The organism is Streptomyces sp. NPDC040405, from assembly GCF_055595765.1.
Map to the genome: position 1 here is coordinate 220,820 of NZ_JBVIVI010000007.1, position 25,329 is coordinate 246,148.

General features: G+C 69.7%; 24 protein-coding genes and 2 tRNA genes. 11 read left to right on the plus strand and 15 right to left on the minus strand.

Annotated elements, in window-relative coordinates; all coding sequences use genetic code 11:
* Nucleotides 1-168: 168 nt before the first annotated feature.
* The 3 genes from ACZ59A_RS27765 to ACZ59A_RS27775 all read right to left on the minus strand — a co-directional run bounded on the left by ACZ59A_RS27765 (nucleotide 169) and on the right by ACZ59A_RS27775 (nucleotide 2,770).
* Nucleotides 169-1,380, minus strand: a complete 1,212-nt coding sequence (locus tag ACZ59A_RS27765) for a hypothetical protein (RefSeq protein ID WP_470963692.1) — start codon at nucleotides 1,378-1,380, stop codon at nucleotides 169-171.
* A 173-nt stretch (nucleotides 1,381-1,553) separates the two neighbouring features.
* Nucleotides 1,554-2,024 carry an NUDIX domain-containing protein gene (locus ACZ59A_RS27770; RefSeq protein ID WP_470963695.1) on the minus strand — a complete coding sequence of 157 codons (471 nt, stop codon included), beginning with the start codon at nucleotides 2,022-2,024 and terminating at the stop codon, nucleotides 1,554-1,556.
* Nucleotides 2,025-2,026: 2 nt separating this feature from the next.
* Nucleotides 2,027-2,770: an XRE family transcriptional regulator gene (locus ACZ59A_RS27775; protein WP_470963698.1), complete on the minus strand. Its 744-nt coding sequence runs from the start codon at nucleotides 2,768-2,770 to the stop codon at nucleotides 2,027-2,029.
* Nucleotides 2,771-2,888: 118 nt separating this feature from the next.
* Between ACZ59A_RS27775 and ACZ59A_RS27780 the strand changes: the two genes are divergently transcribed.
* The gene (locus tag ACZ59A_RS27780) at nucleotides 2,889-3,248 is read left to right on the plus strand and encodes a DUF6415 family natural product biosynthesis protein (RefSeq protein ID WP_470963701.1); all 360 of its coding nucleotides are present in this window, start codon (nucleotides 2,889-2,891) and stop codon (nucleotides 3,246-3,248) included.
* A gap of 448 nt (nucleotides 3,249-3,696) precedes the next feature.
* On the opposite strand, the gene ACZ59A_RS27785 is transcribed toward ACZ59A_RS27780, so the two are convergent.
* Entirely contained in the window at nucleotides 3,697-3,819 is a 123-nt protein-coding gene (locus ACZ59A_RS27785; RefSeq protein ID WP_470963704.1) for a hypothetical protein, read from the minus strand.
* Between the two features lie 503 nt (nucleotides 3,820-4,322).
* On the opposite strand from ACZ59A_RS27785, the gene ACZ59A_RS27790 reads away from it, so the two are divergent.
* Nucleotides 4,323-4,460 (plus strand): hypothetical protein, encoded by a 138-nt coding sequence (locus ACZ59A_RS27790; protein ID WP_470963707.1) that lies wholly within the window; start codon nucleotides 4,323-4,325, stop codon nucleotides 4,458-4,460.
* Here the strand turns inward: ACZ59A_RS27790 and ACZ59A_RS27795 are convergent.
* Nucleotides 4,447-4,878 carry a GntR family transcriptional regulator gene (locus ACZ59A_RS27795; RefSeq protein WP_470963710.1) on the minus strand — a complete coding sequence of 144 codons (432 nt, stop codon included), beginning with the start codon at nucleotides 4,876-4,878 and terminating at the stop codon, nucleotides 4,447-4,449. The two genes, ACZ59A_RS27790 and ACZ59A_RS27795, sit on opposite strands and share 14 nt — an antisense overlap.
* Before the next feature lie 153 nt (nucleotides 4,879-5,031).
* Between ACZ59A_RS27795 and ACZ59A_RS27800 the strand changes: the two genes are divergently transcribed.
* The 7 genes from ACZ59A_RS27800 to ACZ59A_RS27830 all read left to right on the plus strand — a co-directional run bounded on the left by ACZ59A_RS27800 (nucleotide 5,032) and on the right by ACZ59A_RS27830 (nucleotide 10,748).
* Nucleotides 5,032-5,379 carry an SCO3933 family regulatory protein gene (locus tag ACZ59A_RS27800; RefSeq protein ID WP_470963713.1) on the plus strand — a complete coding sequence of 116 codons (348 nt, stop codon included), beginning with the start codon at nucleotides 5,032-5,034 and terminating at the stop codon, nucleotides 5,377-5,379.
* A complete protein-coding gene (locus tag ACZ59A_RS27805; protein WP_470963716.1) occupies nucleotides 5,376-5,570 on the plus strand; it encodes a hypothetical protein in 195 nt (64 codons plus the stop codon). Before ACZ59A_RS27800 ends, ACZ59A_RS27805 begins: the two co-directional genes overlap by 4 nt.
* A gap of 11 nt (nucleotides 5,571-5,581) precedes the next feature.
* Nucleotides 5,582-6,958 (plus strand): FtsK/SpoIIIE domain-containing protein, encoded by a 1,377-nt coding sequence (locus ACZ59A_RS27810; RefSeq protein WP_470963719.1) that lies wholly within the window; start codon nucleotides 5,582-5,584, stop codon nucleotides 6,956-6,958.
* A gap of 49 nt (nucleotides 6,959-7,007) precedes the next feature.
* Nucleotides 7,008-7,691, plus strand: coding sequence for a DUF2637 domain-containing protein (locus tag ACZ59A_RS27815; RefSeq protein WP_470963722.1), 684 nt, complete (start codon nucleotides 7,008-7,010; stop codon nucleotides 7,689-7,691).
* Nucleotides 7,692-7,822: 131 nt separating this feature from the next.
* Nucleotides 7,823-9,289: a replication initiator gene (locus ACZ59A_RS27820; RefSeq protein WP_470963725.1), complete on the plus strand. Its 1,467-nt coding sequence runs from the start codon at nucleotides 7,823-7,825 to the stop codon at nucleotides 9,287-9,289.
* Complete coding sequence (locus tag ACZ59A_RS27825; protein WP_470963728.1) at nucleotides 9,280-9,468, plus strand: helix-turn-helix domain-containing protein; 189 nt, start codon at nucleotides 9,280-9,282, stop codon at nucleotides 9,466-9,468. The genes ACZ59A_RS27820 and ACZ59A_RS27825 overlap by 10 nt, the downstream gene beginning before the upstream one ends.
* Nucleotides 9,468-10,748, plus strand: a complete 1,281-nt coding sequence (locus tag ACZ59A_RS27830; RefSeq protein WP_470963731.1) for a site-specific integrase — start codon at nucleotides 9,468-9,470, stop codon at nucleotides 10,746-10,748. Before ACZ59A_RS27825 ends, ACZ59A_RS27830 begins: the two co-directional genes overlap by 1 nt.
* A 91-nt stretch (nucleotides 10,749-10,839) precedes the next feature.
* Here the strand turns inward: ACZ59A_RS27830 and ACZ59A_RS27835 are convergent.
* A tRNA-Arg gene (locus tag ACZ59A_RS27835) sits at nucleotides 10,840-10,912 on the minus strand.
* 270 nt (nucleotides 10,913-11,182) lie between these two features.
* Nucleotides 11,183-11,273: transfer RNA gene (locus tag ACZ59A_RS27840), tRNA-Ser, on the minus strand.
* 218 nt (nucleotides 11,274-11,491) lie between these two features.
* Between ACZ59A_RS27840 and ACZ59A_RS27845 the strand changes: the two genes are divergently transcribed.
* Together ACZ59A_RS27845 and ACZ59A_RS27850 are read left to right on the plus strand one after the other, a co-directional pair.
* Nucleotides 11,492-11,941, plus strand: coding sequence for an SSI family serine proteinase inhibitor (locus tag ACZ59A_RS27845; protein ID WP_470963734.1), 450 nt, complete (start codon nucleotides 11,492-11,494; stop codon nucleotides 11,939-11,941).
* A gap of 212 nt (nucleotides 11,942-12,153) precedes the next feature.
* Nucleotides 12,154-16,533, plus strand: coding sequence for a response regulator (locus ACZ59A_RS27850; RefSeq protein WP_470963737.1), 4,380 nt, complete (start codon nucleotides 12,154-12,156; stop codon nucleotides 16,531-16,533).
* Nucleotides 16,534-16,610: 77 nt separating this feature from the next.
* On the opposite strand, the gene ACZ59A_RS27855 is transcribed toward ACZ59A_RS27850, so the two are convergent.
* From ACZ59A_RS27855 to ACZ59A_RS27890, 8 genes are all read right to left on the minus strand, one after another.
* Nucleotides 16,611-18,263, minus strand: coding sequence for a long-chain fatty acid--CoA ligase (locus ACZ59A_RS27855; RefSeq protein ID WP_470963740.1), 1,653 nt, complete (start codon nucleotides 18,261-18,263; stop codon nucleotides 16,611-16,613).
* Between the two features lie 113 nt (nucleotides 18,264-18,376).
* Nucleotides 18,377-18,907 (minus strand): SigE family RNA polymerase sigma factor, encoded by a 531-nt coding sequence (locus ACZ59A_RS27860; protein WP_468043322.1) that lies wholly within the window; start codon nucleotides 18,905-18,907, stop codon nucleotides 18,377-18,379.
* 176 nt (nucleotides 18,908-19,083) lie between these two features.
* Nucleotides 19,084-19,932: a DUF1906 domain-containing protein gene (locus ACZ59A_RS27865; protein ID WP_470963744.1), complete on the minus strand. Its 849-nt coding sequence runs from the start codon at nucleotides 19,930-19,932 to the stop codon at nucleotides 19,084-19,086.
* A 53-nt stretch (nucleotides 19,933-19,985) separates the two neighbouring features.
* The gene (locus ACZ59A_RS27870) at nucleotides 19,986-21,152 is read right to left on the minus strand and encodes a lipid-transfer protein (protein WP_470963747.1); all 1,167 of its coding nucleotides are present in this window, start codon (nucleotides 21,150-21,152) and stop codon (nucleotides 19,986-19,988) included.
* On the minus strand, nucleotides 21,149-21,592 hold the full coding sequence (locus ACZ59A_RS27875; protein WP_470963750.1) for a MaoC family dehydratase: 444 nt from the start codon (nucleotides 21,590-21,592) through the stop codon (nucleotides 21,149-21,151). Before ACZ59A_RS27875 ends, ACZ59A_RS27870 begins: the two co-directional genes overlap by 4 nt.
* Complete coding sequence (locus tag ACZ59A_RS27880) at nucleotides 21,589-22,764, minus strand: acyl-CoA dehydrogenase family protein (protein ID WP_470963753.1); 1,176 nt, start codon at nucleotides 22,762-22,764, stop codon at nucleotides 21,589-21,591. The genes ACZ59A_RS27875 and ACZ59A_RS27880 overlap by 4 nt, the downstream gene beginning before the upstream one ends.
* The gene (locus ACZ59A_RS27885) at nucleotides 22,764-23,759 is read right to left on the minus strand and encodes a bifunctional MaoC family dehydratase N-terminal/OB-fold nucleic acid binding domain-containing protein (RefSeq protein WP_470963756.1); all 996 of its coding nucleotides are present in this window, start codon (nucleotides 23,757-23,759) and stop codon (nucleotides 22,764-22,766) included. Before ACZ59A_RS27885 ends, ACZ59A_RS27880 begins: the two co-directional genes overlap by 1 nt.
* Nucleotides 23,756-24,958: an acyl-CoA dehydrogenase family protein gene (locus ACZ59A_RS27890; protein WP_470963759.1), complete on the minus strand. Its 1,203-nt coding sequence runs from the start codon at nucleotides 24,956-24,958 to the stop codon at nucleotides 23,756-23,758. The genes ACZ59A_RS27885 and ACZ59A_RS27890 overlap by 4 nt, the downstream gene beginning before the upstream one ends.
* Between the last annotated feature and the right edge of the window lie 371 nt (nucleotides 24,959-25,329).

Below are 25,329 nucleotides of genomic sequence, written 5' to 3' on the forward strand. Positions count from 1 at the left end.
GTTCGGTTCGGAGTGCCTCCCCTTGCGACTAGCCCCTGCTCCTCCCCCATCAGAATGAGCAACTCGCATGCGGCGTGCCCGGTCGTTAATGCCACTAACTTCTGTTGGTTGGCCGAACTGAGCTGCTTCCTTACTCAGTCCCTCTAATCCGCCTCCGCAGCCGACGGGTTAACGCGAAGGCATATTTTTACCTAGCAAGTCCCAAATCTTCGCCGATGCTTCACTCCGCGGAGCCACCAATGCCAGAACCGCCGCTACGATCAGCATGAACCGAATATAACCAGCAATCTCATCGCGCCCCGAGAAGGGCAACAGCAACGGAATGAAGATCCCAGCGACCAATAGCAGAACGAACGGAAACACACGCTCAGCGATAGCCTTAACGCGATCTCGAAATACAGCATCAGGCGCATTCTCCAACAATTTACTCCGATCGTTAACTAGAAGGGCGCTTGCGCCGTTAGCGAAAGAGGTTGCGACGTTGTCGAAATCTTGGGCGCAAGACGCGGAAGCAATCAACCTCTTGTGCTGCCTTACCACGTGCGCAACCCTCAAGGCTTCTACTGCCGTCTGCGAGAAAACATCCGCGTGCCACAGGCCGATGCGATAACGGAGAGACAAATCGCGTTGACACGCCTTTGCTAGGCCCTCGATTTCCGCAATCATGTGACGCGAAGTCTTGCTGGATTGCCAATCCGCTCGGCTACCCGCGATCAAGGTAGCCGTCTCCAGCATCATCAGGGCAAGCCCACCATAAACACTACCCCCAAGTCGCGACCTCCGCGCCGTAATTATAACCAGAAGCGCCGCATGAAAGAATGTAGCAATGAAGAACGCAATAGAAATAATCGAGAGCCCACCCATAAATGCAACCCAAGCTCCCCCCAGCAGAGGGTAGGCAGAAATGAAGAATAGGTAAAAGAAAAACATCAGTAGGAAAAAGTTCATAAGAGTGCGAGATCTGCGGCGCTTCCCGCCAATCCGCCTCAAGAGGCCCATCCTAGCCAGAATTACCAGCATTCCAGAGAGTAGCCCGCCAATGACAGCCCCTCCGTCTGATTCTCCAGACCAACGGTGAACCCATACCACGGACACGAAGCCAAGCCCCGCCACCAGAAACGCCACAAGGACCAGCAGGCGCGTGATCCATAATTGCAAGAAATAGCGCGCGGTCGCACGGGGTCGACAAACACAGGGCAATACTTTCGCGCGCATCATTTTTCGCTGATCGGAATTAATGCCAGGCAAGTCATCGACAGCCGAAAGGACATCATCAACCGATTCCCGGAAAGCCGCGCGCGCGTCACTCTTTCGTGATTCTGGAGCCCTCACCACTAATAACCCCTTCCACTTGCCACAAATCCAACGATGGACCTTCATCGACCAGGACCCTACCGGCGACCTACGAAACAGCACCCTAGAGCCGACCACGGCAATGGGCGCGTTGGAGGTCAACAAACTACGCCAATTGGGGGCGCTGGGGTCCGGGGATAGATTCTTTTATGAGCGACGCGGCGCGGACACTCCGACTCATAGGTCGATGGTACGGGGCATCAGCCCAAATATGGGCTACCCCGCCGCTCCATAAAGTGACGGAGGCGCAGGCGCTGGGTGTGATGCATAGGCAGTTCATCCAGCTTGTCTCGTGAAATGAAGCGGAGTTCTGTGGACTCGTCGGAGATGGCGAGTTGGCCGCCGACCGCCTGGGCCGTGAAGCAGACGTTGAACTGTCGGCGCACCTCGCCGTCCGTGTAAGCAATGACGTGGCGTGGGTCGGTATACGTGCCGACGAGACCTGTGATCTCGACGTCCAGCCCGGTCTCTTCCTTGACCTCACGGACGGCCGTGCCCGGCAGGGAGTCGGTCATCTCCATGCCGCCGCCTGGGAGTGCCCAGAGGTCGTTGTCCCGGCGGCGCTGAAGGAGAATGCGGCCCTCCTCGTCGGTGACGACGGCGGACGCGGCCACCACCAAGCTGTTCGGCTCGGGTGCGTTCGGGTCGTCGTAGTACTCGGTGCGTGCCACGGTCAGTCTTCCTCTACGAGTGTCGCTGTCGCCCACACCGCGTCAAAGCTGGCGGCGTAGGTGTCGAACATGCCGCCTACCCCATTTCGCCGCAGATGCCACACGGGGGCGGCAAAGGCATTCACGCCCCAGACGTGGGCGTTCACCATCGCTTGGTCGTCGGCGCGGTAGATCGAGTTGTAGAGCGTCGTGGCGTGGGTGCGCACCTCGATGCCCGGTGTCCCGATGAGGGAGCGGTAGTGCATGAGGGCGAGGCGGCAGCGGGATTCGATCCCGTGCCCGAACTTCTCTTCCTCGCCGCGCAGTCGGACGTTCTCGCTGTCGGGGTCGCCGATGGCGATACGGACCGCGCAGCCTTCGGCGGCTCGCTCCTGCAAGAGGTCGTTGAGCCGGGGATACGCCTCATGCAGGAAGACGGCGGCGTACACCAGGACGTCGATGCGCTCGCGGGCCTGGGCCAGCATGTCCACGAACGCGGACACAGGGAGGTCAGCCCGCTGGTCGTAGAGCGCGACGAGTTCGGGGCTCACCGCGCGGGCGGGGCGCGACTGCCGGAGCGATGGCCATATTGCGTGCACGTCTTCTCCCAGGGTTTCAGCCGCTTTCATGGCCGTGGCTCGACGCGGCGTACGTCCGAGGTTCACCCATCGCTCAACGGACTTGGGGTCCACTTCGACCTTCTCCGCGAGGGTGGCGTACGTCCAGCAGCCAGCCGCCATGGCGGCGCGTAGCCTCTCGTTCGGCATCCGAGTCTCTCTCTGTATCCGGGGACGGCACTAGGGACGTTTTACCCGACCGGGACGTCCTCAAGTGGGAATTGGCGGTGGTTCCTACGTCCTGGTGAACGGCCAGAGGATGCCTCTCATGGGCACCGACAAGACTCTTCGAGCAGACGTGGACGTCGACGCGATCAACGCGACGATCGTCCGCGCCCTGGTGAAGCGGACGGCACTGCCTCCGTACGAGGAACTGAGTGATCTGCACAAGGCACTGGTGGAGCACGTCCAGACACTGATGCCGCTGGCAGAGAAGCAGATCGCCCGTCTGAACCGGGGCACCGTGGCCTGGTACGAGAAGCAGAGCAGATTGAAGACCATCCCGCACGAGCTGACTCAGGGCCTCGGCTCCGGCTTGCAGTCCGCTGACTGGCACGTGCGCAGCCTGGGCTACACGTTGCAGTTCCTGCTCGGCAACGCCGGACTCGGCCAGGAGCGCGATCGGTGATCTGAAGACCGGGCGGGAGCTGCTGCCCATGGGAAGGACCCGCAGCTTCCGCCCTCAATTCCTGTGGGCGTGGTGACTGTGCGGCGGACATCGCCCCGTTCGCCACTGCGCGGATGTCACCCACCACGCCCCGGGGGCGGCGGACACTGCACCGTCCGCCGTCAGCGGTCCGGCTCCCCTGCTCGCTCCAACCCGTTCCGCGGGAAGGGAGCCGGGCCGCGCACAACAACCTCACAAGCAAACCGGACCACCCCTCAAACCCTGGCAGGCGCGGGGTGGTCCGGTCGGAAGTCCCTGATCAGGACCCCGGTGCCGATGGTACCGGGGACGTCGTCGTGCCCGCTTCGGCACCGCCTTGCCCCGGAAGAATCCAGGTGAAGAAAGGGACGGTGACAAGTGCGAGGCACGCACGGCGAGGTGGGTTCGACGCTGGCGATGCGCGATACGTCTACGACACGCTGCCCAGCCACAGCGATACGGGCACCGACGCGGAGCGACCACGACGGGCTGAACCACCGCGCGGCAGCAGCTGCTCCCCGCCCGCCACGTCCGGCGCGGCACGTCTGCTCACGCGGCCGCATCCGTGACGGCGGCAGTACGGCGGCCGGCCACATCGAGCCGGGGACGACGACCGACCTGCCTCATGCCCGGGCTCCCCTCCCTCGCTGCTGGCCGTTCCTACGCGCACAACAGCGAGGGCTGCACCCGGCAGACGGCTGGCCATGTAAGCCGCTCTGCGTAGCCGCCCTTCGGAGGCAGGCCGGTTGGGCGCGTGGTCCTGGCCGTGCCGCTGTCTCTGCGCGTCCGTTGCGATCTGCGGGGCGTATGGAGGTGGCTGTTCCCGGTGCTGGCTGTGTCTGGTGGGTCGCTGATGTGGGGTGGCGCGCTGAGTGGCCCGGGGCGCCGCTGAGCGGGGCGGCAGACAGGAGCGGGCGGCGGCCACGGGCCGCCAGCGCGCGCGGCCCGCGCAAGCGGGCCGCCTTGATCCAGTAAGGAAACTCTGAACAGCTCGGCGCCGGAAGGATCGTAATGCGGGGTGCGCGCAGCCAACGCGCAGCAAACAAGGGGGAACTGGTGCTGACCGAGCAGGAGCGGGCACTGCTGGCGGAGATCGCGGCGATGACTGAGCGTCTGCGCGGAGAGCTGGAAGACGTACGCGCCGAGGTGGCTCACATCAAGGAAGGGCCGTCTACTGGGCCTACCGCGACTTGAGTTCGGCGACTTCCCGCTTGAGGGTCTGGACCTCCGCGTTCAAGGTGCGGAGCTGTTCCCGGACCTCTAGAAGTGCCTCGGTGAGGGGCCCGGCGGTCTCTGCGCTGGCCGGGCCCGCCTCCGCCTCGGAGACCACTCGGGGCCTCTCGATGCGCTTGGGCTCGATCAGTTCGCCTTCGGGGCCGATGACGTCGGCGACGTAGCTGCCGCGGCCCTGCACGGTGTAGATCAGGCCCTCTTCGCGGAGCACGCGCAGCGCACTGCGGGCGGTCATGTTGGCGATGCCGAACCGCTCTTGCAGCTCGCGGTGCGAGGGCAGCTGCTCCCCCGGCTTGAGTTTGCCCGCTTTGATGTCGCTCCGGATGGCCTCGGCTGCCTGCTGGTACGGCGGGCGCGGATCGTGGCTCGGCGGCGTCATGAGCCCAGGGTAGCCCGAGTTAGCCCTAGTTAGCCCACCTATCCCGCAGACTCCTCGAACCCAGATAGCTAGCCCACTTGACCTAGCTAGCCTGGCTAACTCATAGTTGGTGACCCGGCCGCACAAGCGGCTGGCAACCAAGGGAGCAAAGGCATGGCTATGACCCGTATCCGCGTGGGGCTGCTGCCCTCGACGATGTTCATCGCTGGCACAGCGCCGGTGCCGAAGATCAAGGACCCGGAGTCGGGGGCTGTCGCCACCGACCGCGACACCGGCGAGTTCCTGCACACGCTGACCGTCTTCCTCATGGAAGAGGGCCGTGCCGAGCAGATGAAGATCACGGTCCCGGAGAGCGGTTTGCCGGACGGTCTCCAGCCGGGCACCCCGGTGCGGGTGACGGAGCTGTTCGCCACTCCGTGGGCGCGCATCTTCAACGGCCAGCTCTCCGATGGCGTGGCCTACCGGGCGGCGAAGGTGGAGCTTGCGGCGGTGGCCAAGTGAAGCCCGCTCCCGAACGGGCCTACCCGGTCGCGCCGGAGAGCGGGAATGCCGATTCGCGGTTCACCAACGGCCTGGCGCTGGACGTGGCCGAGGTGATCGAGGCGCATGGCTACCCGACGTTCACCTCCGGCCGTGACCTGCTGGAACTCCGGATTTCCCTGTACCGATTCCTCTATAAGGACGCGCTGTGACTGTGGGAGAAATGATTGGGTCCGCCCCGGCTCTGGCCGGGGTGGCCCTGGCCCTGACCCTCGTATGGGCCGTGTGGTGGCTGGTGCGCTATGTGCGTGCCGACAAGATGACGCGGGTCAGCATCTGGCAGGCGGCGCGGGTGCGTCATCGCTGGCGTCGGCTGGCTCCGATGGTCGGGCTGTCGGTGACCGACAAGGCCCCTCCGGCCGTGATCGTGGCGCCGGATGGGAAGGTGCCCAAGCCCAAGGTCCTCATCCCGAAGATCAAGGTCACGCCCGACCGGTACGGCGTGCTGGTCCGTGCGGGATGCCTGCCCAAGGTGGGCCTGGCCGAGTTCCAGAAGGCGGCCCCGTACCTGGCCGACGCCTGGAGGTGTACGCGGGTCTCGGTGCAGCCGGACAAGCCGGGGGAACTGATCATCCGTGGGGTGCGCGTTGACCCGCTGGTGGTGCCTACCGAGCACACGCCCACCGGCTCCGCCCCGGAGAAGCTGGCGGTGTGGAACCTGGGCGTGGACGAGTACGCACAGCCGGTGAACGTGAGCCTGTCGGATGTGCCGGGCGTGACGGTGGCGGGTCTCCCGGGGTACGGCAAGACGTCGCTGATCAACAAGTTCATCTGCGACACCGCGCCATCGGCGGCGGTTCAGTACGCCATCGCGGACGGCAAGGTGACCTCCGCGCATGAGGGGGACTACGCCGACCTGGTGCAGCGGGCGTTCGCGTTCGTCGGGGATGACCTGGCCGAGGCGAACGCGCTGTTCAAGCGGCTGGTGAAGCTGCGGCGGGGCCGATCGGCGTCCATCCGTGCCCTGTTGGGTGTGAAGAACATGTGGCACGTCGGGCCTTCCGCCTCCTGGCCGCTGATGGTCTTGATCGTGGATGAGGCGCACACGTACTTCCGCGACCACAAGGGGTCGGACCCGCAGAGCAAGAAGCTCGCCGCGCTCGCCGCTGAGAACGCCCGGCTTGTCGAGGACCTGGACAAGATGGGCCGGAGCGTTGGATTCCTGGTACTCCTCTCGACGCAGAAGGCGACCGGGGATGCTATCCCCACCTTCATCCGGGACGTGTGCCCGGTGGGTCTGTCCTTCGCGCAGAAGACCGCTGAGGCAGCGGTGGCAGCCCTGGGGGAGGACATCCGGAACTGGCCGGACGCCAACCCGACCGCCCTTCAGGACCCGGCCTACGTCGGCGTGGCGACCATGGCCCGTCAGGGCAGCCCCGGCTTCACCCGTATCCGCACCCCGTACGTGGCTGACGCGGACGCGGACCGCATCGCGGCTGACACCGTGCACCTGACCCGCGACCCGGCCGAACTCCTCGAAGAACTGTCCGCCTCCGTCCTGTGGACCGAGACCCCGATCCCCAAGTGGGAAGCGGCCTGACTCCTCCCCCGGCTTGACCCTCGCACCCCTCGGAAGGAGGTGAAAGGTTTTGTCTGAGGACCGGATCACTCAGCGCACCGTGACCGTGGTCATGGGCATCATCGCGGCCCTAGCGTTCGTCTTCTCCTTCGGCAACGTCTGGGCCCTGGCCCTACGTCTCGGCGTCCCCGGCCCGATCGCGCCGCTGATCGCCCCGATGGTGGACCTGTCCGTGGTCGGCCTCCTGGTGGCCTTGCGCTACCTGTCCCTGCGCGGCGTCGCTGCCGAGCAGATCAGGGCCGCGACGCGGCTGATGCACCTGTCCGGGCTGCTGACGCTGGCCCTCAACATCGCCGAACCCATCGTCGTCGGGCACTACGGCCGAGCCGCCGTGGACGCGGTCGCGCCACTCCTCCTGCTGGGCTGGGGAGCAGTCGGCCCGCAACTCCTGCGCCACTTCCACGCCGTGGCTCACACCGCCACTCAGACGGCCCCAGAGCCAGAGGCAGACCCAGCGCTGGCGGTCGAGAGCGCGCCTGTCCCGGCCCCCGAACCGGTGGCACCGCCGGTCACGACCAAGCCGGAGATCTCCCCGGCGGTCACCGTGCCCGCGCCGCTGCTGAACGCGGCCCGCACCATCGCCGATACCTACCAGGCCGAACACGGCGAGCCCATCACCCCGGTTCAGCTCCGGGCCCGCCTCGGCGTCGCGATGCCGCTGGCCACCGCAGCACACGCCCAGCTCTCCGCCTGATCCCTGGGCCGGTCGTTCCGGCAATCCCCCTTCCCTGCCCTCCCGGGCTTGGTCCGTCATGCCCCGAGCAGCACCCCTCCCCTGGCCGGGTGCTGCTCGGGGCCCCTCTTCCCCGAAAGGACGCGTCACCCGTGAAAGCCCCCTTGGACCTGCGCCACGTGGCGAGCCTGGCCCTGCGGGACCTCATCCACCTCGCCCACCACCCCAACTTCGACCGCGTCCACGACCAGATCCACCAAATCCGCGGCTGCACCCGCCCCGTCCAGCTCATCGGCTCCACCGAGACCCGGGACACGGCGACGAACGCCGTTGTCCGGGCGTACCGCACCGCTGACGAACCCACCGGGCGCCTGCTCACCCCATGCGGCAACCGCCGCTCCTCCCGCTGCCCCTCCTGCTCCCGCCTCTACGCCGCCGACACCTACCACCTGATCCGGGCCGGGCTCTCCGGCGGCAAGAGCGTGCCGGAGGCGGTCCGTACGCACCCGCGCCTGTTCGTCACCCTCACCGCGCCGTCCTTCGGGCCGGTCCACAACCACCGCACCAACGACGCGGGCGAAACCCTCGCCTGCCGCTGCGGCCAACGCCACCCCGCCGACGATCCGGTATTGGGCACGCCGCTGTCCCCAGCCACCTACGACTACGCCGGAGCCGTGCTGTGGAACGCCCACGCCGGAGCCTTGTGGGCCCGTTTCACCACCTACCTCCGCCGGGAGCTGGCCGCCCATCTCGGCATGACGCAGAAGGCACTCAAGGCCGCGCTGCGAGTCTCCTTCGCCAAGGTCGCCGAGTACCAGCGGCGCGGCCTGGTCCACTTCCACGCCGTAGTTCGCCTCGACGGTCCCGAAGGCAGCAACGAGCCTCCGCCCACCTGGGCGACCGCCGACGCTCTCACCCATGCGGTCGAGGAAGCGCGTGAACGGGCCGTGCTCACCGTGGACTCCGACGCCATCGGCGAACGCGAACTCACCTGGGGCGATCAGATCGACATCCGCGAAATCGCGGCCCTGGGGGACGGCGAACTGACCGATCAGAAGGTCGCGGCCTACGTCGCCAAGTACGCCACCAAGAGCGCTGAGGACTCCGGCACGGTGGATCGCTCCCTGCGCTGTGCCCACTGCGCCGGACGCGGGTACCAGCGCGGTCCGGACGGCTTCCGGGATCTGTGCGGCCAGTGCGACGGCACCGGCCAGTCCGAGCCCATCGCGGACCTGCGCGTGCACAGCCACGTCCGCCAGATGATCCGCACCGCCTGGGACCTCGGCCACCTGCCGGAATTCGCGGACCTCAAGCTCTGGAAGTGGGCCCACATGCTCGGCTTCCGGGGCCACTTCTCCAGCAAATCCCGGCGCTACTCCACCACCCTCGGCGCGCTGCGAGACGTCCGCCGTACCTGGCGTACCGAGCAAGCCCGCGCCGCCGACGACGACCGGCCCGAGCTGGACGACGAGACCACCCTCGTGGTCTCCCACTGGCAATACCTGGCCTCTGGTTACAGCCCCGGCGAAGAACTCCTCGCCGCCCAGGTACGCCACGACCTCACCCAAGCACGCGTTGAAGCCGAACGCCGCAAGACAGAAGGAGACCCGTGGCTGTGACTCCGGGCCTGCTCAACGTGGACCAGGTCGGCGCCCGGCTCCAGGTGAGCCGCTGGACGGTCTACAACCTCATCCGTTCACGCGAACTGGCCTCCCTGACCATCGGCCGCTGCCGACGCATCACCGAAACCGCCCTGCACGAGTACATCACCCGCCAGACCGAACGAGAGGCCGCCTGATGGGCAAGAGGAACGTCAACGGAGAGGGCACGATCGTCCAGCGCAAGGACGGTCGTTGGCACGGAGCCGCGTACGTCCTCACGCCCGACGGCACGTACAAACGGCGCTTCGTCTACGGCAAGAGCTGGGACGACGTGCACGACAAGCTGACCCGGCTCAAGGCGGATTCGCAGAGCGGGATTCCGATCGTCACGAGCAAGCTGAGCCTGGGTGAGTACCTCACGTACTGGCTGGCCAACGTCGCGCGTATCAAGGTGCGGCCGACCACGTACGCGGCCTATGACTCCCTCGTGCGGAACTACCTCGTTCCGGGCCTGGGGAAGAAGAAGCTGGCGCGGCTCACCGCGCGAGACATCCGGACCTTCCTCGCCACGACGGCCCGTACCTGCCAGTGCTGTGCTCAGGGGAAGGACAAGGCGCGCCCTGAGCGGAAACGGCGCTGCTGCGCGCTGGGCCAGTGCTGCAAGTCGTACCCGTCCGACCGGACCGTGCGGTTCCTCTTGGTGCTGCTGCGGGCCGCGCTGCAACACGCCGTGCGCGAGGACGAGCTACCGCGCAACGTGGCCAAGAACGTGGAGCTGAGCATGGGCACCAAGCGAGAGATAGAGCCGCTGACCGTGAAGGAAGGCCGTCAGTTCCTGGCAGCGGCCCGTGGCAACCGGCTCTGGGCGGCGTACGAGCTGGCCGTACGGATCGGCCTGCGGCGTGGGGAAGTCCTCGGCCTCCGGTGGAAGGACGTGGACCTGACGGACGGCACGGTCACCATTCGGCAGACGCTCCAGCGTGTTGGCGGGGAACTGCTGATAGCCGCCCCGAAGACCCAGCGGTCGGCCCGCCGGGTCGCACTGCCCGCCGAGTGTGTGACGGCGCTCCGGGCTCGCCGTGCCCAGCAGCATGGGGACCGGCTTGCGGCCGGGGACAAGTGGAAGGACAACGGCAGCGATCTCGTCTTCACCACGAAGAACGGGACACCGATCGAGCCGCGCAACCTCAATCGTTCCTTCACCCTCCTGTGCGACAAGGCGGGCGTCCGGCGCGTCCGCTTCCATGACCTCCGGCACACCTGCGCGTCCCTGCTCCACGAGCAGGGGGCCGACGCACGAATGATCATGGAAGTGCTCGGGCACAGTTCGATCCGCGTGACGATGGACATCTACACCTTCGTCCGGCTGGACTCTCAGCGTTCCGCCTTCGACCGCGTCGGCGATGCCCTGCGTGACATCAGCGGCAGCGATGACGGTGACGGTGACGGCCCGAACGGCGTCCCCGCTCCCGCCTGATCCCGCCCGCCCGGCGGCTGATGTCAGTTTGGATGTCAACGCATACGCCAGAGGCCCCTTCCGATGTTCGGAAGGGGCCTCTGAGCTGCTGCGCGCTCGGCAGGATTCGAACCTGCAACCTCTTGATCCGTAGTCAAGTGCTCTATCCGTTAAGCTACGAGCGCTTGGCTTCCCGGCGGTTTTTCTTGCCGGTCGGCGTTGCGGGAACAACACTACATGACCTGCGCCGTCACGCGAAATCCGTTTCCCCCACCCACTCTGAGCTGGGCAAATACCTGTTTTGAGGTCGGCGAGGCCCGCCACGACAGCAGGGGGAAGGCCCAGCCAGGACGGTCCACGGGAGCCTCGGTCGGGTGACGCTGCGGAGGGGGCCCATCACTCGGAGGGCGTACGCACGAGAGCCCCGGTCGCGAACGACCGGGGCTCTCGAGAAGCGGAGGCTGAGGGATTTGAACCCTCGATGGGCTTTAGGGCCCAAACCGCATTAGCAGTGCGGCGCCATAGACCAGACTAGGCGAAGCCTCCAGCACACCGTGTCGCGCGAGCGCGATGTGGTGTGTGCAGATGATGTCACAGCCCAGCGGGATGTCACCAATCGCCGCCTACGGTACTCGGCAGGCGGGCAGGACCGCAAAGCTCTTTGGGGGCGCAGTGCCCGGATGGCGGCGCAACGCGCGCGGAGGAGGCGCGTTAGCAGGGGCAGGGGCAGCGTGCCCCGGTCCGATCACACCAGGAGTACTGACATGCCCCTGCTGCATCGCCTCGCCGTCACCACCGCCGCCGCCCTCGCCGTCACCGTGTCTGCGCTGAGCCCCGCGGGGGCCACGCCGCTGCCGCTGCCGGTGTCGTACGAGGGGGAGAGTTCCGACCGTCTCGTCATCAGGATGAGCGAGACGGGTCGGCACCTCGACGCCGTGCGGTACGTACTGGCGTGCCACCCCACCGGCGGTACGCATCCCCGGGCCCGGGCAGCGTGCCGTCAGCTGGACGAGCAGACCGAGTGGGGACGGGATCCGTTCGCGCCGGTACCGCCCGGGGCGATGTGCACGGGGCAGTACGGCGGGGAGGCCGTAGCGACGGTGAGAGGGCGCTGGGCGGGCCATCCCGTCCATGCTCGCTTCACGCGAACGAACGGATGTGAAATCGCCCGGTGGAACCGTTTCTCGATCGTTTTGCGTCTGCCTGGGAGCTGACCTGGGGATTGGGCCGGGAGTGTGCGGCGGAGGGGGCCGCGAGGTTTGTCCGGGCGTGCGCCGAGACGCGCACGTCGTCCTGCGACCTCCCTCTCATCTACCGCCGCGCCCGCCCTTGGTGCCCGTAGACTCCCCTGAGACACTCCACGGACAGGCGGCACAATGACCGCGGGTGTCAGCAAGGTGCGGTAAGTCAGGGAGGAAGCGTCGTCGTGAGCAGCAGGCCATCCCGAGGCGCTGCTCGCCTCGCAGCGATACTCGACGCTCTTCCCGACGCGCTGGTGCTGGTCAACTGCAACGGCACGATCGTCAACGCCAACCACATCGCGCTGGAGTCGTTCGAGGCTCCGGGCACCGCCCTCGTGGGCCGTGGTCTGCTCGATCTCCTTCCCTCCTTCGATCCCAACCGGATCCCCGGGTCGATGCGCAGGCCCGGGGAAGTGGAACAGACGATCAGCACCAAGCCGACCCGGATGATCGCGCGGCGCACCGACGGGGCCCAGATCCCCGTAGAGGTGACCAGCGCGAACGTGGAGGACGGGCGGACTCCGTACGCCGACCAGTACAGCTATACCGGCGACGAGCTGCTGATGCTCATCGTGCGGGACCTGACCGGGACGCTCGACACCGAGGCCGAACTCGCCCGCCAGCAGCGCCAGACCGAGATGATTCTGCGCGCGGCGGCGGAGGGCGTGGTCGGCGTGGACACCGAGGGCAAGGTGGTCCTCGTCAACCCGTCCGCGGCGCAGATCCTCGGCTTCCGGGCCAGTGACCTGGGCGGTCAGGAACTTCACTCTCTGGTACACCACTCGCGCCCGGATGGTTCCCCCTTCCCGTACGAGGAGTCCCCGCTCGCGGACACCCTGCGCTCCGGCCGCAAGCACCGGGTGCGCGGCCAGGTGCTGTGGGCCAAGGACGGGAGCGCGGTACCGGTCGACCTGACGACCGCGCCCGTACGGGACGGCGAGCAACTCGTCGGCGCCGTCATGACCTTCACCGACAGGCGCGCCGAGGATGCCCTCGCCACGGCCCACGCCGAGGAGGTGGAAAGCCTCACGGCGCAGCACGCCAAGGAGCTGGAGGAGCTTCGCGACGAGCACGCGAAGGCGTTGGAGGAGCTGCAGGGGCAGCTCGACCGGGAGCGGCAGACGTCCGCGGAGCGGCTGGACGCCCTCGCCGCCCGCAACGGCCAGCTGCTCGCGGTGCTCGACCAGTCGCTGCGCGGTCCGCTCCAGGAGCTGCGCAGCGAACTCGGCGTCCTGGCCGACGATCCGGCCGGGCAGCTGTGGCCCGAGGCCAACCAGATCCTGCACCACCTGGCCGCCGGGTACACCCGGATGACCACGCTCGTCGACAACGTCCTGAGCTATCAGCGGCTCGACGCGGACGGCGAGGAACTGACCCGGTGCGCGGTCTCGATGGACGAGGTCGTGGCCGCCGGTGTGGAGGGCGCGGTCGAGCTGATCGGCCCGGGGCGCGCGCAGTTCGCCGTGCACGCCCCGCCGATCGAGGCCGAAGTGGACCCGCAGCGGGTGGCCCAGGCGCTCGCCCATCTGATCGCGGACGTCGCCGGGGTCGACTCGACCGGCAAGGCGGCCTCCGGCGGGGGCGGCGCGTCCGGGGACTCGACGATCGTGGTCGCGGCGGCGCAGCGCGGCAACGTCGTACGGATCGAGGTCCGCGGGCCGTACGCGGGCGGCGACCCGGTGCACGAGCCGATCGTGCGCGGGATCGTGCGCCGGCACGGCGGCGTGCTGCAGACGCATGAGATGCCGGGCATGGGCGGGCACGCCTACGTCCTGGAGGTGCCGATCTCGGCGGCGGCCGCGGACCAGGAGCGCGCGAAGGCCGACGCCCAGGCGGTGTCCGGGGGCGCGGACGGTACGCACGGCACGCAGGGGCAGGGCACCTCCGGCGGCGGAACCGGCGCGGCCGCGGACACCTCCGGCGGCGGCGCGGACGGCGATCCGAACGGCGCCCCCGGCTCCGGCGATCCGCAGGGCGCTCCGGGGGACGCTGCGGGAACGGACACGAGCAGCGCGCAGAACGGTTCCGTATCCACCGCACTCCCCGCGGAGACCGGTTCCACCGGTTCCGATCCGCGGCAGCAGAACCAGACCGGCGAGCACCACCAGGGCGAGCAGGACCAGCCGCGGCCGACCGGGCGGCGCCGGGCGCGCCCGCGCCCCGACGAGGCCACGGCGGCGGACGGCGGTACGGACGGCCAGGGCGGCGGAGGCGGTCCGCAGCCGGTCGGCCCCGCCGCGATGGGCGTCGTACCGCCGCAGGGCATGGCCGCTCAGCCCCCGGCCGCGGGCGGTCGGCGGCGCGGCTCCCCGGCCCAGGAGGCCGACGGTCCGTACCCGGCGCAGCAGGGCGGCCAGGGCGGAGGCGGCCGCTCCCCCTTTGCGCTGCCTCCGGCGGCGGCCGACGCGAACCGTCCCGGCGCGAATGGCCCGGGCGGAGCCGGTACGAGCGAGTCCGCCGTGCCCGCGCTCCCCGCCGTCCGCACCCCCGAACAGCAGCAGCCCGCCTGGGGCGACGCGTCCCAGGACTCCGCCGAGGGCGATCAGGCGGCCCAGCTCGCCGGACGCCGCCGCGCCCGACGGCCCCTTTCCGAGACGCCGAACCGGTCGGCGCCCGAGCAGCCCCAGGCTCAGCCGCAGCCCGCGGGGGAAGTGGCGCGGTCTCCGTTCGCGCTGCCGCCCGCGGCGGCCGACCGGGCCCAGCCCGGCGCGCTGCCGCCCGAGCTGGGCCCCGCCGGGCCCAACGGGCTGGTCCCCGCGCAGCACGGTGGCCGGGACCCGCGCATCGGCGCCGCTCCGCAGGCGCAGGCCCAGCCGCAGGGCGGTGGCCTGGCCGTACGGGGCGAGCCCGTGCCCCCGGGCGGCACCGCGCGCAACGGAGGCTGGCCGTCCGGTCCCGGCCAGGCCCCGCAGGCACCGGCCCAGCAGGGTCGGCTGCCGCAGGGTCAGGGCGGGCCACAGCCCCCGCGCCCCGGAACGGCCGGGCCGGGCGCCGGACCGGGCGCCGCACGAGGTGCTGGACCGGGTGGGCCGGGCGCCGGTCCGGGCGAGTCCGCCATGCCCGCGCTCCCCGCCGCCCGCACCCCGGAACAGCAGCAGCCCGCCTGGGGCGAGGCGTCGCAGGACTCCCTCGGCGACCAGCAGGCGGACCAGCCCACCGGGCGGCGCCGCGCCCGGCGGCCTCTCTCCGAGGATCAGCCGGAGTCCGTGCCCGGGGCGCAGCCCCCTGCGCAGCAGCTGCCTCCCGAGGTGCCGCGCAACGCGCCGCCCCAGAGCCCGCCCCAGAACGCACGCCAGAACCCGCCCCAGGGCGACCCCCAGGCACCCCCGGCTCCCCAGGGCGCGCCCCAAAGCCCCCCGCAGGGCGCTCCGCAGGGCGCGGACACCACTCAGGGGCGCGCGTTCAGCGTGCGCACGCTGGGCCAAGGGGTGCCGTTCGCGCAGCAGGTCAGCGAACACCAGCGCACTCCACAGCCACAGCAGCCCCAGACGCCCTCCGGTGGTACGGCCACCGCGGGATCCGGCAGGCGGCGCAAGCTGGCCGCCCGGCCCGACATGGCGGAGCAGAACACCTCGGCAGAACTGGAACCCGCGGCCAGCCGCGCCCACCCCCAGGCCCCGGGGCAGGCCCCTGGCCAGGCCGGGCCCCCGCCCGGAGCACAGCCGCGCAGCCAGCCCGGCCCGGGGCCGCAGCCGCCCCGCCCGGCCTCGCCGCAGAGTTCGGGGCGCGCCTTCGCGATCGGCGCGCCGGACGAGGGAGCCGAGGGGCCGGAGCCGCTGGACGGGCCCAATGGCGCCATCGAGATCGTCGACGACCGCACCCCGCCGCCCGACGACGAACTGCCCCCGGAGCCGCTGGACAACCCGCGCCGCCTCCTGGTGTGGCCCGCGCCGGACATGTCCACGCAGCAGGCGCTGAGCGACCGCGGCTACCGCCCGGTGATCGTGAACTCCCGCGAGGAGGTGGACGCGCAGATCGCCGCGTACCCGGCGGCGCTGTTCGTCGACCCGCTGACCGGGCCGATCACCCGGACGGCCCTGCAGTCGCTGCGTACCGCAGCGGTCGCCGCCGAGGTGCCGGTGCTGGTGACGGCGGGGCTCGGGCAGGCGACGCGGGAGGCGGCGTACGGGGCCGACCCGGCCGTCCTGTTCAAGGCGCTCGCCCCGCGCGACAGCGAACAGCATCCGCCGCGCGTCCTGCTGATCGAGGAGCACGAGCCGATCGCGGCGGCGCTGACGGCGGCCCTGGAACGGCGCGGCATGCAGGTCGCCCGGGCCGCGACGGACGCGGACGCGGTGGCGCTCGCGGGGCGTATGCGGCCGAATCTGGTGGTGATGGACCTGATGCAGGTACGCCGCCGCCGGGCCGGGATCGTCGACTGGCTGCGCGGCAACGGGCTGCTCAACCGCACCCCGCTGGTCGTCTACACCTCCGCGGACATCGACCCGGCGAACCTGTCGCGGCTCACTTCGGGCGAGACGGTGCTGTTCCTCGCGGAGCGCTCGACGAGCAACGAGGTGCAGGCCCGGATCGTCGACCTGCTGGCGAAGATCGGCACCAACTGAAGACTTGGCGCCCTCTGAAGGCTCGGCACCGGCTGAGGGGAACGGCCTCAGCCGGGACAGCCTCAGCCGGGGCGGCCTCAGTCGAGCGTGGTCACCTCCAGCTCTCCGTCCGCGTACCGCTTCCGGATGACCTTCTTGTCGAACTTCCCCACGCTCGTCTTGGGCACCTCCGGGATCAGGGCCCAGCGCTCCGGCAGCTGCCAGCGCGCGACCCGCTCGGCGAGGAACTCCCGCAGCCCCGCGTAGTCCACGGTGGCACCCTCCTTCAGCACCACCGTGGCGAGCGGGCGCTCGTCCCACTTGTCGTCGGGCACCGCCACCACCGCCGCCTCGGCGACCTCCGGATGGCCCATCAGATGGTTCTCCAGCTCGACCGACGAGATCCATTCGCCGCCCGACTTGATGACGTCCTTCGCCCGGTCGGTCAGGGTCAGATAGCCGTCCGGGGAGACCGTGCCGACGTCGCCGGTCTTGAGCCAGCCGTCCTCGGTGAACTTGTCCTCCGGCCGCATGGGCTCGCCCGACGCCCCTCCGTAGTACGCGTCCGCGACCCACGGTCCGCGCACCTCCAGTTCGCCGACCGCGACCCCGTCCGTGGGCACGACCGCGCCGTCGGGCGCGATCAGCCGGTACTCCACGGAGGCCGGGAACCGGCCCTGCGTCACCCGGTACGGCCACTCCTCCTCCGCCGTGAGACCGGCGGGCGGATGGGCCATGGACCCGAGCGGCGACAGCTCCGTCATGCCCCACGCGTGCACCACCCGGATGCCGTGCCGCTCCTCGAACGCCTTCATCAGGGACGGTGGGCAGGCCGACCCGCCGATGTAGACATGGGCGAGGCTCGATACGTCCCGTGGCCTGGTGCCGAGCTCGGCGAGCAGTCCCTGCCAGATGGTGGGGACGGCGGCGGCCAAGGTGGGCCGGGCGGCCTCGATCATGTCGGCGAGCGGGGCGGGCTGCAGGAAGCGGTCGGGCATCACCATCGAGGCGCCCGCCATGAAGGCGGCGTGCGGGGTGCCCCACGCGTTCGCGTGAAACATCGGCACTACGGGAAGCAGCGTGTCCCTCGCGGACATGCCGAATGACTCGGCGCTGTTGACCTGCATCGAGTGCAGAAAGATGGAGCGGTGGCTGTAGGCCACGCCCTTGGGGTCGCCGGTCGTCCCGGAGGTGTAGCACAGGGCCGCGGCCTGGCGCTCGTCGGTCACCGGCCAGGGAAAACGCTCGGGACGGCCCTCGATGAGTTCCTCGTAGTCGTGGACATTGGCCCGGCACCCGTCCAGTACGGAACGGTCGCCCGGCCCGGTGACGACGACGTGCTCCACGGAACCCAGCTCGGGCAGCAGCGGGGCGAGGAGCGGCAGCAGCGAACCGTTCACCACGATCACTCGGTCGGCGGCGTGGTTGACGATCCAGGTCAGCTGGCCGGTGGGCATCCGGAGATTGAGCGTGTGCAGCACGGCGCCCATGGAGGGGACCGCGAGATACGCCTCCAGATGCTCGCAGTTGTTCCACAGGAGCGTGCCCACCGTCTGCCCCTGTTCGACGCCCAGCTCGTCGCGCAGCGCGTTCGCCAGCCGGGTGGCGCGCAGGCCCACATCGTGGAAGCTACGGCGCTGCGGCTCACCGCCACCGGTCCAGGTGACCACCTGGGCCTTGCCGTGGGCGAGCGCTCCATGCTCGAGAATGCGGGTCACGGTCAGCGGTACGTCCTGCATCGTGCTGAGCACCGTGGCCTCCAGGGTCTTACGGTTACGCGCGGGTAGTCCGCCGATTGTGCAAGCGACCGGCGGGTATGTCACTACCCCGCTTGGCCCTCGGACTCCCCTTCGACCACTCGCCATTAGGCCGCGCGGCACAGCTCCGGGTCTTCGCGGAGCTTGGCGAGGGCGCGTGAGACGGCGCTCTTGACCGTGCCGATGGACACCCCGAGGACCTCCGCCGTCTGGGCCTCGCTCAGGTCCTCGTAATACCTGAGTACGACCATGGCCCGCTGGCGGTCCGGCAGCCGCAGCACCGCGCGCCACATCATGTCGCGCAGGACCTGCTGCTCGGCGGGGTCGGGCGCGGGGACCGGGTCCGGCTCGGGCAGCTCCTCGCACACGAACTCGTCGACCTTGCGCTTGCGCCACTGGGAGGTCCGCGTGTTGACCAGCGCGCGGCGCACATAGCCGTCCAGCGCCTTGTGGTCCTCGATCCGCTCCCAGGCGAGGAATGTCTTGGCCAGCGCCGTCTGCAGCAGGTCCTCGGCGTCGCAGACGTTGGGCGTCAGCGAGCGGGCGGTGCGCAGCAGCATCGGACCCCGCGCCCGTACGTACGAGGAGAACGACGGGAACGCGGCGGGGGAAGCCCCTGGGCACACGGTCGTGGTCATGCCCCAACGCTAGGGAGTGAGCGGCTCACTGCGGATCGGTCCCAAGTGCCGAAGCCGCATCAACCTGAGGTTGTAGGGGTAGGGGTACCGACACCTCCTGCGGATGGAGAGCGTACGACTTCTGTCAGGGTTGTGCCGGAGGGGGCACCCGGCGTTCACCCCCGGCGGCCGACGGCTCAGCTGATGATCGCGACCGGCGCGTCCACCTTGTTGCGGTCGATCTGCATCGTCCGGCCGCCGTGCTTCTCGCTCACATTGCCCACGTACTGATGGATGCGACGGTGCGGATGCCATGCCTTCGGGGCCAGGACCGGCTCACCGGCCAGCGCCGCCTTCCCGTTCCAGCGCGCGAACCACATCACGGAGGGGAGATCACGGATCCCCGCCTTCCGGGACCTCTCCACATGCCGCACCCCGGACTCGGCGCTGCTGTAGAAACCGGGGAAGAAGCCATGCGACCGCACCTCGCGGTTCCAGCCGCGGATGAAGGAGAGCGTGGTGGCCGCGCAGCTCGCCTTCCCCTGGTCGTATGCCTCCATGTCCAGGTAGAGCGCGCTGCGCTTCTTCATCGCCAGCGCCTTCGCGCGGGCCACCGCGTCCTTCCCCTCCTTGCGCCCCTGTGACCAGGGCGTGCCGCCGATGGCGACATGCCTCTTGTTCTTGTTGCGGACGCAGGGGGACTGGGACCCCACGAAGATGGGCAGCACACGCCATCCCATGCTCTTCACTCCGCGCATCCAGGAGACGCTGAGGTTGGGCTGGCTGGGGCAGGCCCGGCCGCGACCCGCGTAGTAGACGCCGACGGCGCGGTACCGGGAGACATTCCACGCGCGCAGTGCGGCGAGCGAGGGAGCGTGGCAGGTGTCGAAGCCCCAGCCCTGGAAGACCTTGGCGCCCAGGGGCCGTGGGTCGGGGAGGACTTCCGCCGAGGCGGAGGCGGGGCCGGTGACCGAGGTGACCAGCACCGCGATCAGACTGGCAGCCCAGCCCATGAACATCCATCTGCTCTTCTTTCCTCGGTTCATATGAGGAGTCAATGTGGACACCGGAGGGCCGGTGCCGCAGACACGCGCGTGGTTCAGCCGTCTGCGCCGAGGAGGAGCCCGGATGTCGGTACCCCGGTGCCCGCGGTGACCAGGGCGCGGGCGGCGTGCGGCACCTGGTTGACGGACGTGCCGCGTATCTGACGGACGGCCTCCGCTATCCCGTTCATCCCGTGCAGATATGCCTCGCCGAGCTGACCGCCGTGGGTGTTGAGCGGCAGCGCGCCCTCGGCGACATACCCGGCCGCCTGGCCCCGCTCGCAGAAGCCGAACTCCTCCAGTTGCATCAGCACGAAGGGCGTGAAGTGGTCGTAGAGGATGGCCACATCGATGTCGGCGGGGGTCAGCCCGCTGCCGCTCCACAGCTGCCGCGCGACCACGCCCATCTCCGGCAGCCCGGAGAGATCGTCCCGGTAGAAGCTCGTCATCTGCTCCTGCGCCCGGCCCGAGCCCTGCACCGCCGCCGTGATCATGACGGGCGGACGCGGGAGGTCACGGGCCCGCTCGACGCTGGTGACCACGATCGCCTGGCCGCCGTCCGTCTCCTGACAGCAGTCGAGCAGCCGCAGCGGCTCCACGATCCAGCGGGAGGCCGCATGGTCGGCCAGGGTGATCGGCTTGCCATGGAAATAGGCGGCCGGGTTGGTGGCGGCATGACGGCGGTCGACGACGGCCACCTGGCCGAAGACCTCGGGCGTCAGACCGTAGGTGTGCAGATAGCGCTGCGCGGCCATGGCGACCCAGGACGCGGGCGTCAGCAGGCCGAAGGGCAGCGACCAGCCGAGCGCCGCCCCCTCGGCCGACGGCTCGCGGTGCCGCACCCCGGATCCGAAGCGACGCCCGGAGCGCTCGTTGAACGCGCGGTAGCAGACGACGACCTCCGCGACCCCGGTGGCGACGGCGAGCGCGGCCTGCTGCACGGTGGCGCAGGCGGCGCCCCCGCCGTAGTGGATCCGAGAGAAGAACGTCAGCTCGCCGATGCCGCACGCCTGGGCCACGGTGATCTCCGGGCTGGTGTCCATGGTGAACGTGACCAGCCCGTCGACCTCGGCCGGGGCGATCCCCGCATCGTCCAGCGCCGCCCGGACGGCCTCGGCCGCGAGCTTCAGCTCGCTGCGACCGGAGTCTTTGGAGAACTCGGTGGCGCCGATGCCCACGACGGCGGCCCGCCCCCCGAGCCGGTCCGGCCGACGGGCGCTCATCGGACCGCCCCCGCCGGGGAACCGGTGGGCGCCTCTGCGGTCAGCTCCGCGAACAGCTCCACCGTGACCGTGCCGGTCACATGGCGGCCTATGGCGTTCGTCCCGGTCACGGCGACCTCCGCCATGCCGTCGGCGATCGAGCTGATCTCTCCGGTCAACACCATTTCGTCCCCGGGGTAGTTGGGGGCACCGAGCCGGATGGCGACCCTCCGAAGACGGGCCCGGGGCCCGAAGTGGTCGGTGATATACCGCCCGACCAGGCCGTTGGTGGTCAGAATGTTCATGAAGATGTCCGGAGAGCCCTTCTCCCTGGCCGCCTCGGCATCGTGGTGCACATCCTGGTAGTCCCGCGAGGCGAGAGCGCCGGAGACGATGAGCGTCCGAGTGATCGGGATGCGCAGTGGGGGCAGCGCCTCGCCCGCGCAGGCCGTGATCGTCATACGGCCGCCTCCTCCGTGAGCAGGGTGCCCAGCTCGGCCAGCAGGGCGGGGGCGGGGCCCAGATACGCGTCCAACTGCCGCCCCCACAGGAAGTGCCGGTGCACCGGATGCTCCACATCGGCGCCGATACCCCCATGCAGATGCTGCCCCGCGTGGACGACCCGTCTGCCCGCCTCGCAGGCCCACCAGGCGGTGGTGAGCGCGTGGGTGGCCGCGGACAGCCGCTGGTCGTAGCGCCAGGCCGCCTCATAGGCGGTCACCCGGATCGCCTCGGTGTCCATATGGGCATCCGCGGTGCGCAGCAGCACGCCCTGCTGGGCGGAGAGCGGGCGCCCGAACTGCTCACGGACGGAGGTGTGGTGGACCACCCGCGCCACCGAACCCTGGCAGACGCCCGCCTGCAGCCCGGCGAAGGCCGTACGAGCCCTGCCGAGCACATCGGCCCAGGCGCCGGCGTCGCCGAGTGGCTCGGCTGGTGCGTCATGGAGCGTCAGCCGCCCCGCCGCCCAGGGCGCGGTGGTCTCGATGGGTGCGGTCCGGACGGGCGCGTCGGAGGGATGCGCGGCAGGGGTGGATGCGGCAAGCGTGGATGCGACAGAGGTGGCCGGGGCAGACGTGGGCGGGGCGGAAGTAGGGGCAGGGGCAGTCGGGGCAGAGGTAGCCGGGGCCTCGATCAGGAAGCAGCGTGTGCGCCCGTCCTCCGTGAGCGCCGGGACCAGCACATGTTTCGCGACCCGCAGCCAGGGGACCATCGGAAACGTGCCAGTCAGCGCCCACCTCGCGGCGGTGCGGCGGGCCGAGGCCACCGGCGGACGGGAACCGGCCCGGTATGCGGCCGTCGCCACCGCCGTACCGTCCCGGAGGGCGGGCAGCAGCCGCGCGCGCTGCTCCTCCGTGCCGTGGAGGGCCACCGGCAGCAGGCCGTACGCACAGCTCGCCGCGAGCGGCACCTGGGCGGTCACCCGGCCCTGCTCCTCCAGCAGCAGCACCAGACCGACCAGACCGATTTCCTCCACGGCGGCGGGCAGCCCCGCCGCGCAGAGCGCCTTCCACAGGTCGCCGTCGACACCGGTGCCGAGAGCCGACAGCCGCTCATGGGTGGACAGATCGCCGAAGATCTCCGCCGCCAGATCCCGGGCGGCCTGCTGCTCAGCGGTGGGCGTGAAGTCCATCAGGCCACCGCCCCTCGGAAGACGGGCAGCTCCAGCTCGTCGTCGGCCCGCAGGAACTCCAGCTCGACGGGCATGCCGATGCGCACCTTGTCGTACGGCACCCCCGTGATGTTGCTGACGATGCGGACCCCCTCGGCCAACTCGATCAGGCCCACGGCATACGGCGGTTCGAAGGCGGGGAAGGGCGGATGGTGCATGACCACGTAGCTGAACACCCTGCCCGCGCCGGAGGCCGCAACCGTGTCCCACTCCGGCGAACCGCAGCCGCCGCACCCCGGCAGCCAGGGGAAGCGGAGGCTGCCGCACCCGGTGCAGCGCTGGATGAGCAGCTGGTGGGCGGCGACTCCCTCCCAGAACCCCGCGTTGTCCCGGTTGATGACGGGACGCGGGCGCTTCGCCTTCGGCTCCAGCTCCGGTTTCTGCTCCAGCTCCGGTTTCTGCTCCGGCGTCGGCGTCAGCTTCGGCCCCGGTTGCTGCCTCGGCCCCTGGCGTACCGGCGCGTACTTGAGGATGCGGAAGCGATGCGTACCGACCGGCTCACCGCCCGCCCAGATGTCCATCCTCGTGGTGACGAAGTGTCCCGTGCCCAGCTTGGTGGTCTTGCTCGGCGACACCGACTCGATCACCGCGTCGAAGGTGATCCGGTCTCCTGGGCGCAGCGGCCGCAGATACTCCTGCTCGCAGTCCGTGGCGACGACCGAGGTGCAGCCCGCCTCGTCGAGCAGCGCCAGCAGCTCGTCGTACGCCTCCGACCGGGCCGAGCCGCCGGGATGCCCGCCGAGCCCGCCCATCGTCCACGCCTGGAGCATCGTCGGCGGTGCGATGCCCGGATAGGCGGGGTTGGTGTCGCCCATCGCCTCGCACCAATGCCTGATCATGGGCTCGTTGACCGGGTCCCTGCCCTCACCGCCGCTCGCCGCCACCTGGCCCTCGTAGGCCCGCAGCCTCCCGTACAACTCGCCCGACTCAGCCAACTCGCTCAGCTCAGTGGTCATCGCCGCCCCCGCCGCATGCCGAGCCGCATCGTCGCCACGATCTCCCTCTGCACCTCACTCGCCCCGCCCCCAAAGGTGTTGATCTGCGCGGCCCTGTTCATCCGCTCCAGCTCGCCGTCCCCGAATGCCCCCGGCGACCCCGACCGGATCAGCCCCGCGTCTCCCGTGATTTCCTGACATAGGGAGTACACCGCCACCGCGCTTTCGGTTCCCGCGAACTTGACGCCGCTCGCGTCGCCCGGGCTCAGCGTCCCCGCCCCCACGTCCCCGACCAGCCGCCAGTTGAGCAGCCGGGTCGCCGCCAGCCGGGCGTACGCCTCCGCCAGCCGGGCCCGTACCCAGTCCTGGTCGGCGGGCCGGGCTCCGGTGTCCGGATCGGGGGTACGGGCGTGGGCGAGGACGGCCTCGTAGAAGTCCTCGGCCTGCATGCCGATGGCGGCGAGCGCGACCCGCTCATGGTTGAGCTGAGTGGTGATCAGTCCCCAGCCGCCGTTCTCCTCGCCGACGAGGTGGCCGGCCGGGACGCGCACCGCGTCGTAGTAGGTCGCGGTCGTGGTCAGGCCCGCGACCGTCTCGATCGGTGTCCAGGAGAAGCCGGGGGCGTCGGTGGGCACCAGGATGATCGAGATGCCCTTGTGCTTGGGCGCCTCCGGGTCGGTGCGGCAGGCGAGCCAGATCCAGTCGGCGTTCTGGGCGTTGCTGGTGAAGGTCTTGGCGCCGTCGATCCGCCACGACTCGTCGCCCCGCCCCTCGCTCCCGTTCTCCCCGTCCCCCTCCCGCACAGCCTTCGTGCGCAGCGAGGCGAGGTCGGTGCCTGCCTCCGGTTCCGAGTAGCCGATCGCGAAGACGATCTCACCGCTGAGGATGCGCGGCAGGAAGAACCGCTTCTGCTCCTCGGTGCCGTACCGCATCAGGGTCGGACCGACCGTGTTGAGCGTGACCATGGAGACCGGTGCGCCCGCCCGGTACGCCTCGTCGAAGAAGACGAACTGCTCGTCGGGGCCGCGTCCTTGGCCGCCATACTCGACCGGCCAGCCGAGTCCGAGCAGCCCGTCGTCGCCGATCCGCCGCAACAGCCGCCGCTGGGCCGCCGGGTCTCCCGACAGGGCCGCACGGGCCTCGGGAGTGATCAACTCACGGAAGTAAGCGCGGAGTTCCTCGCGCAGCTGCCGCTGGCGGGGCGTGGGGGCGAGGTGCATGAGCAGCGGACTCCCCTGGGCTCGACGGTGTCGTACGACCGCACGGGAAAGCTTTCTGACTATCCGTCAGATAAATTGGCGCTGTCAAGCACTGCCGAGCGCCGACAAGCACTGCCACGCACCGCCAAGCCCCGACGAGCGCCGCCACGCACCGCCAAGGACCGCCAAGGACCGCCGAGCACGACCACGCGACGACACCGAAGCGCCGCCGCGTGACCGTAAACGACCTCACCCGTCCCGTTTCACTCAATGAATCACCACTACTCACTCGCGCCGGTCATGCGGGAACACCTGCCATGACGGAAAGTTGCCCACCAGGCGGCAGACGAAGCGCACCGAACGACGTATTACCACGCAAGCATGATGAACTC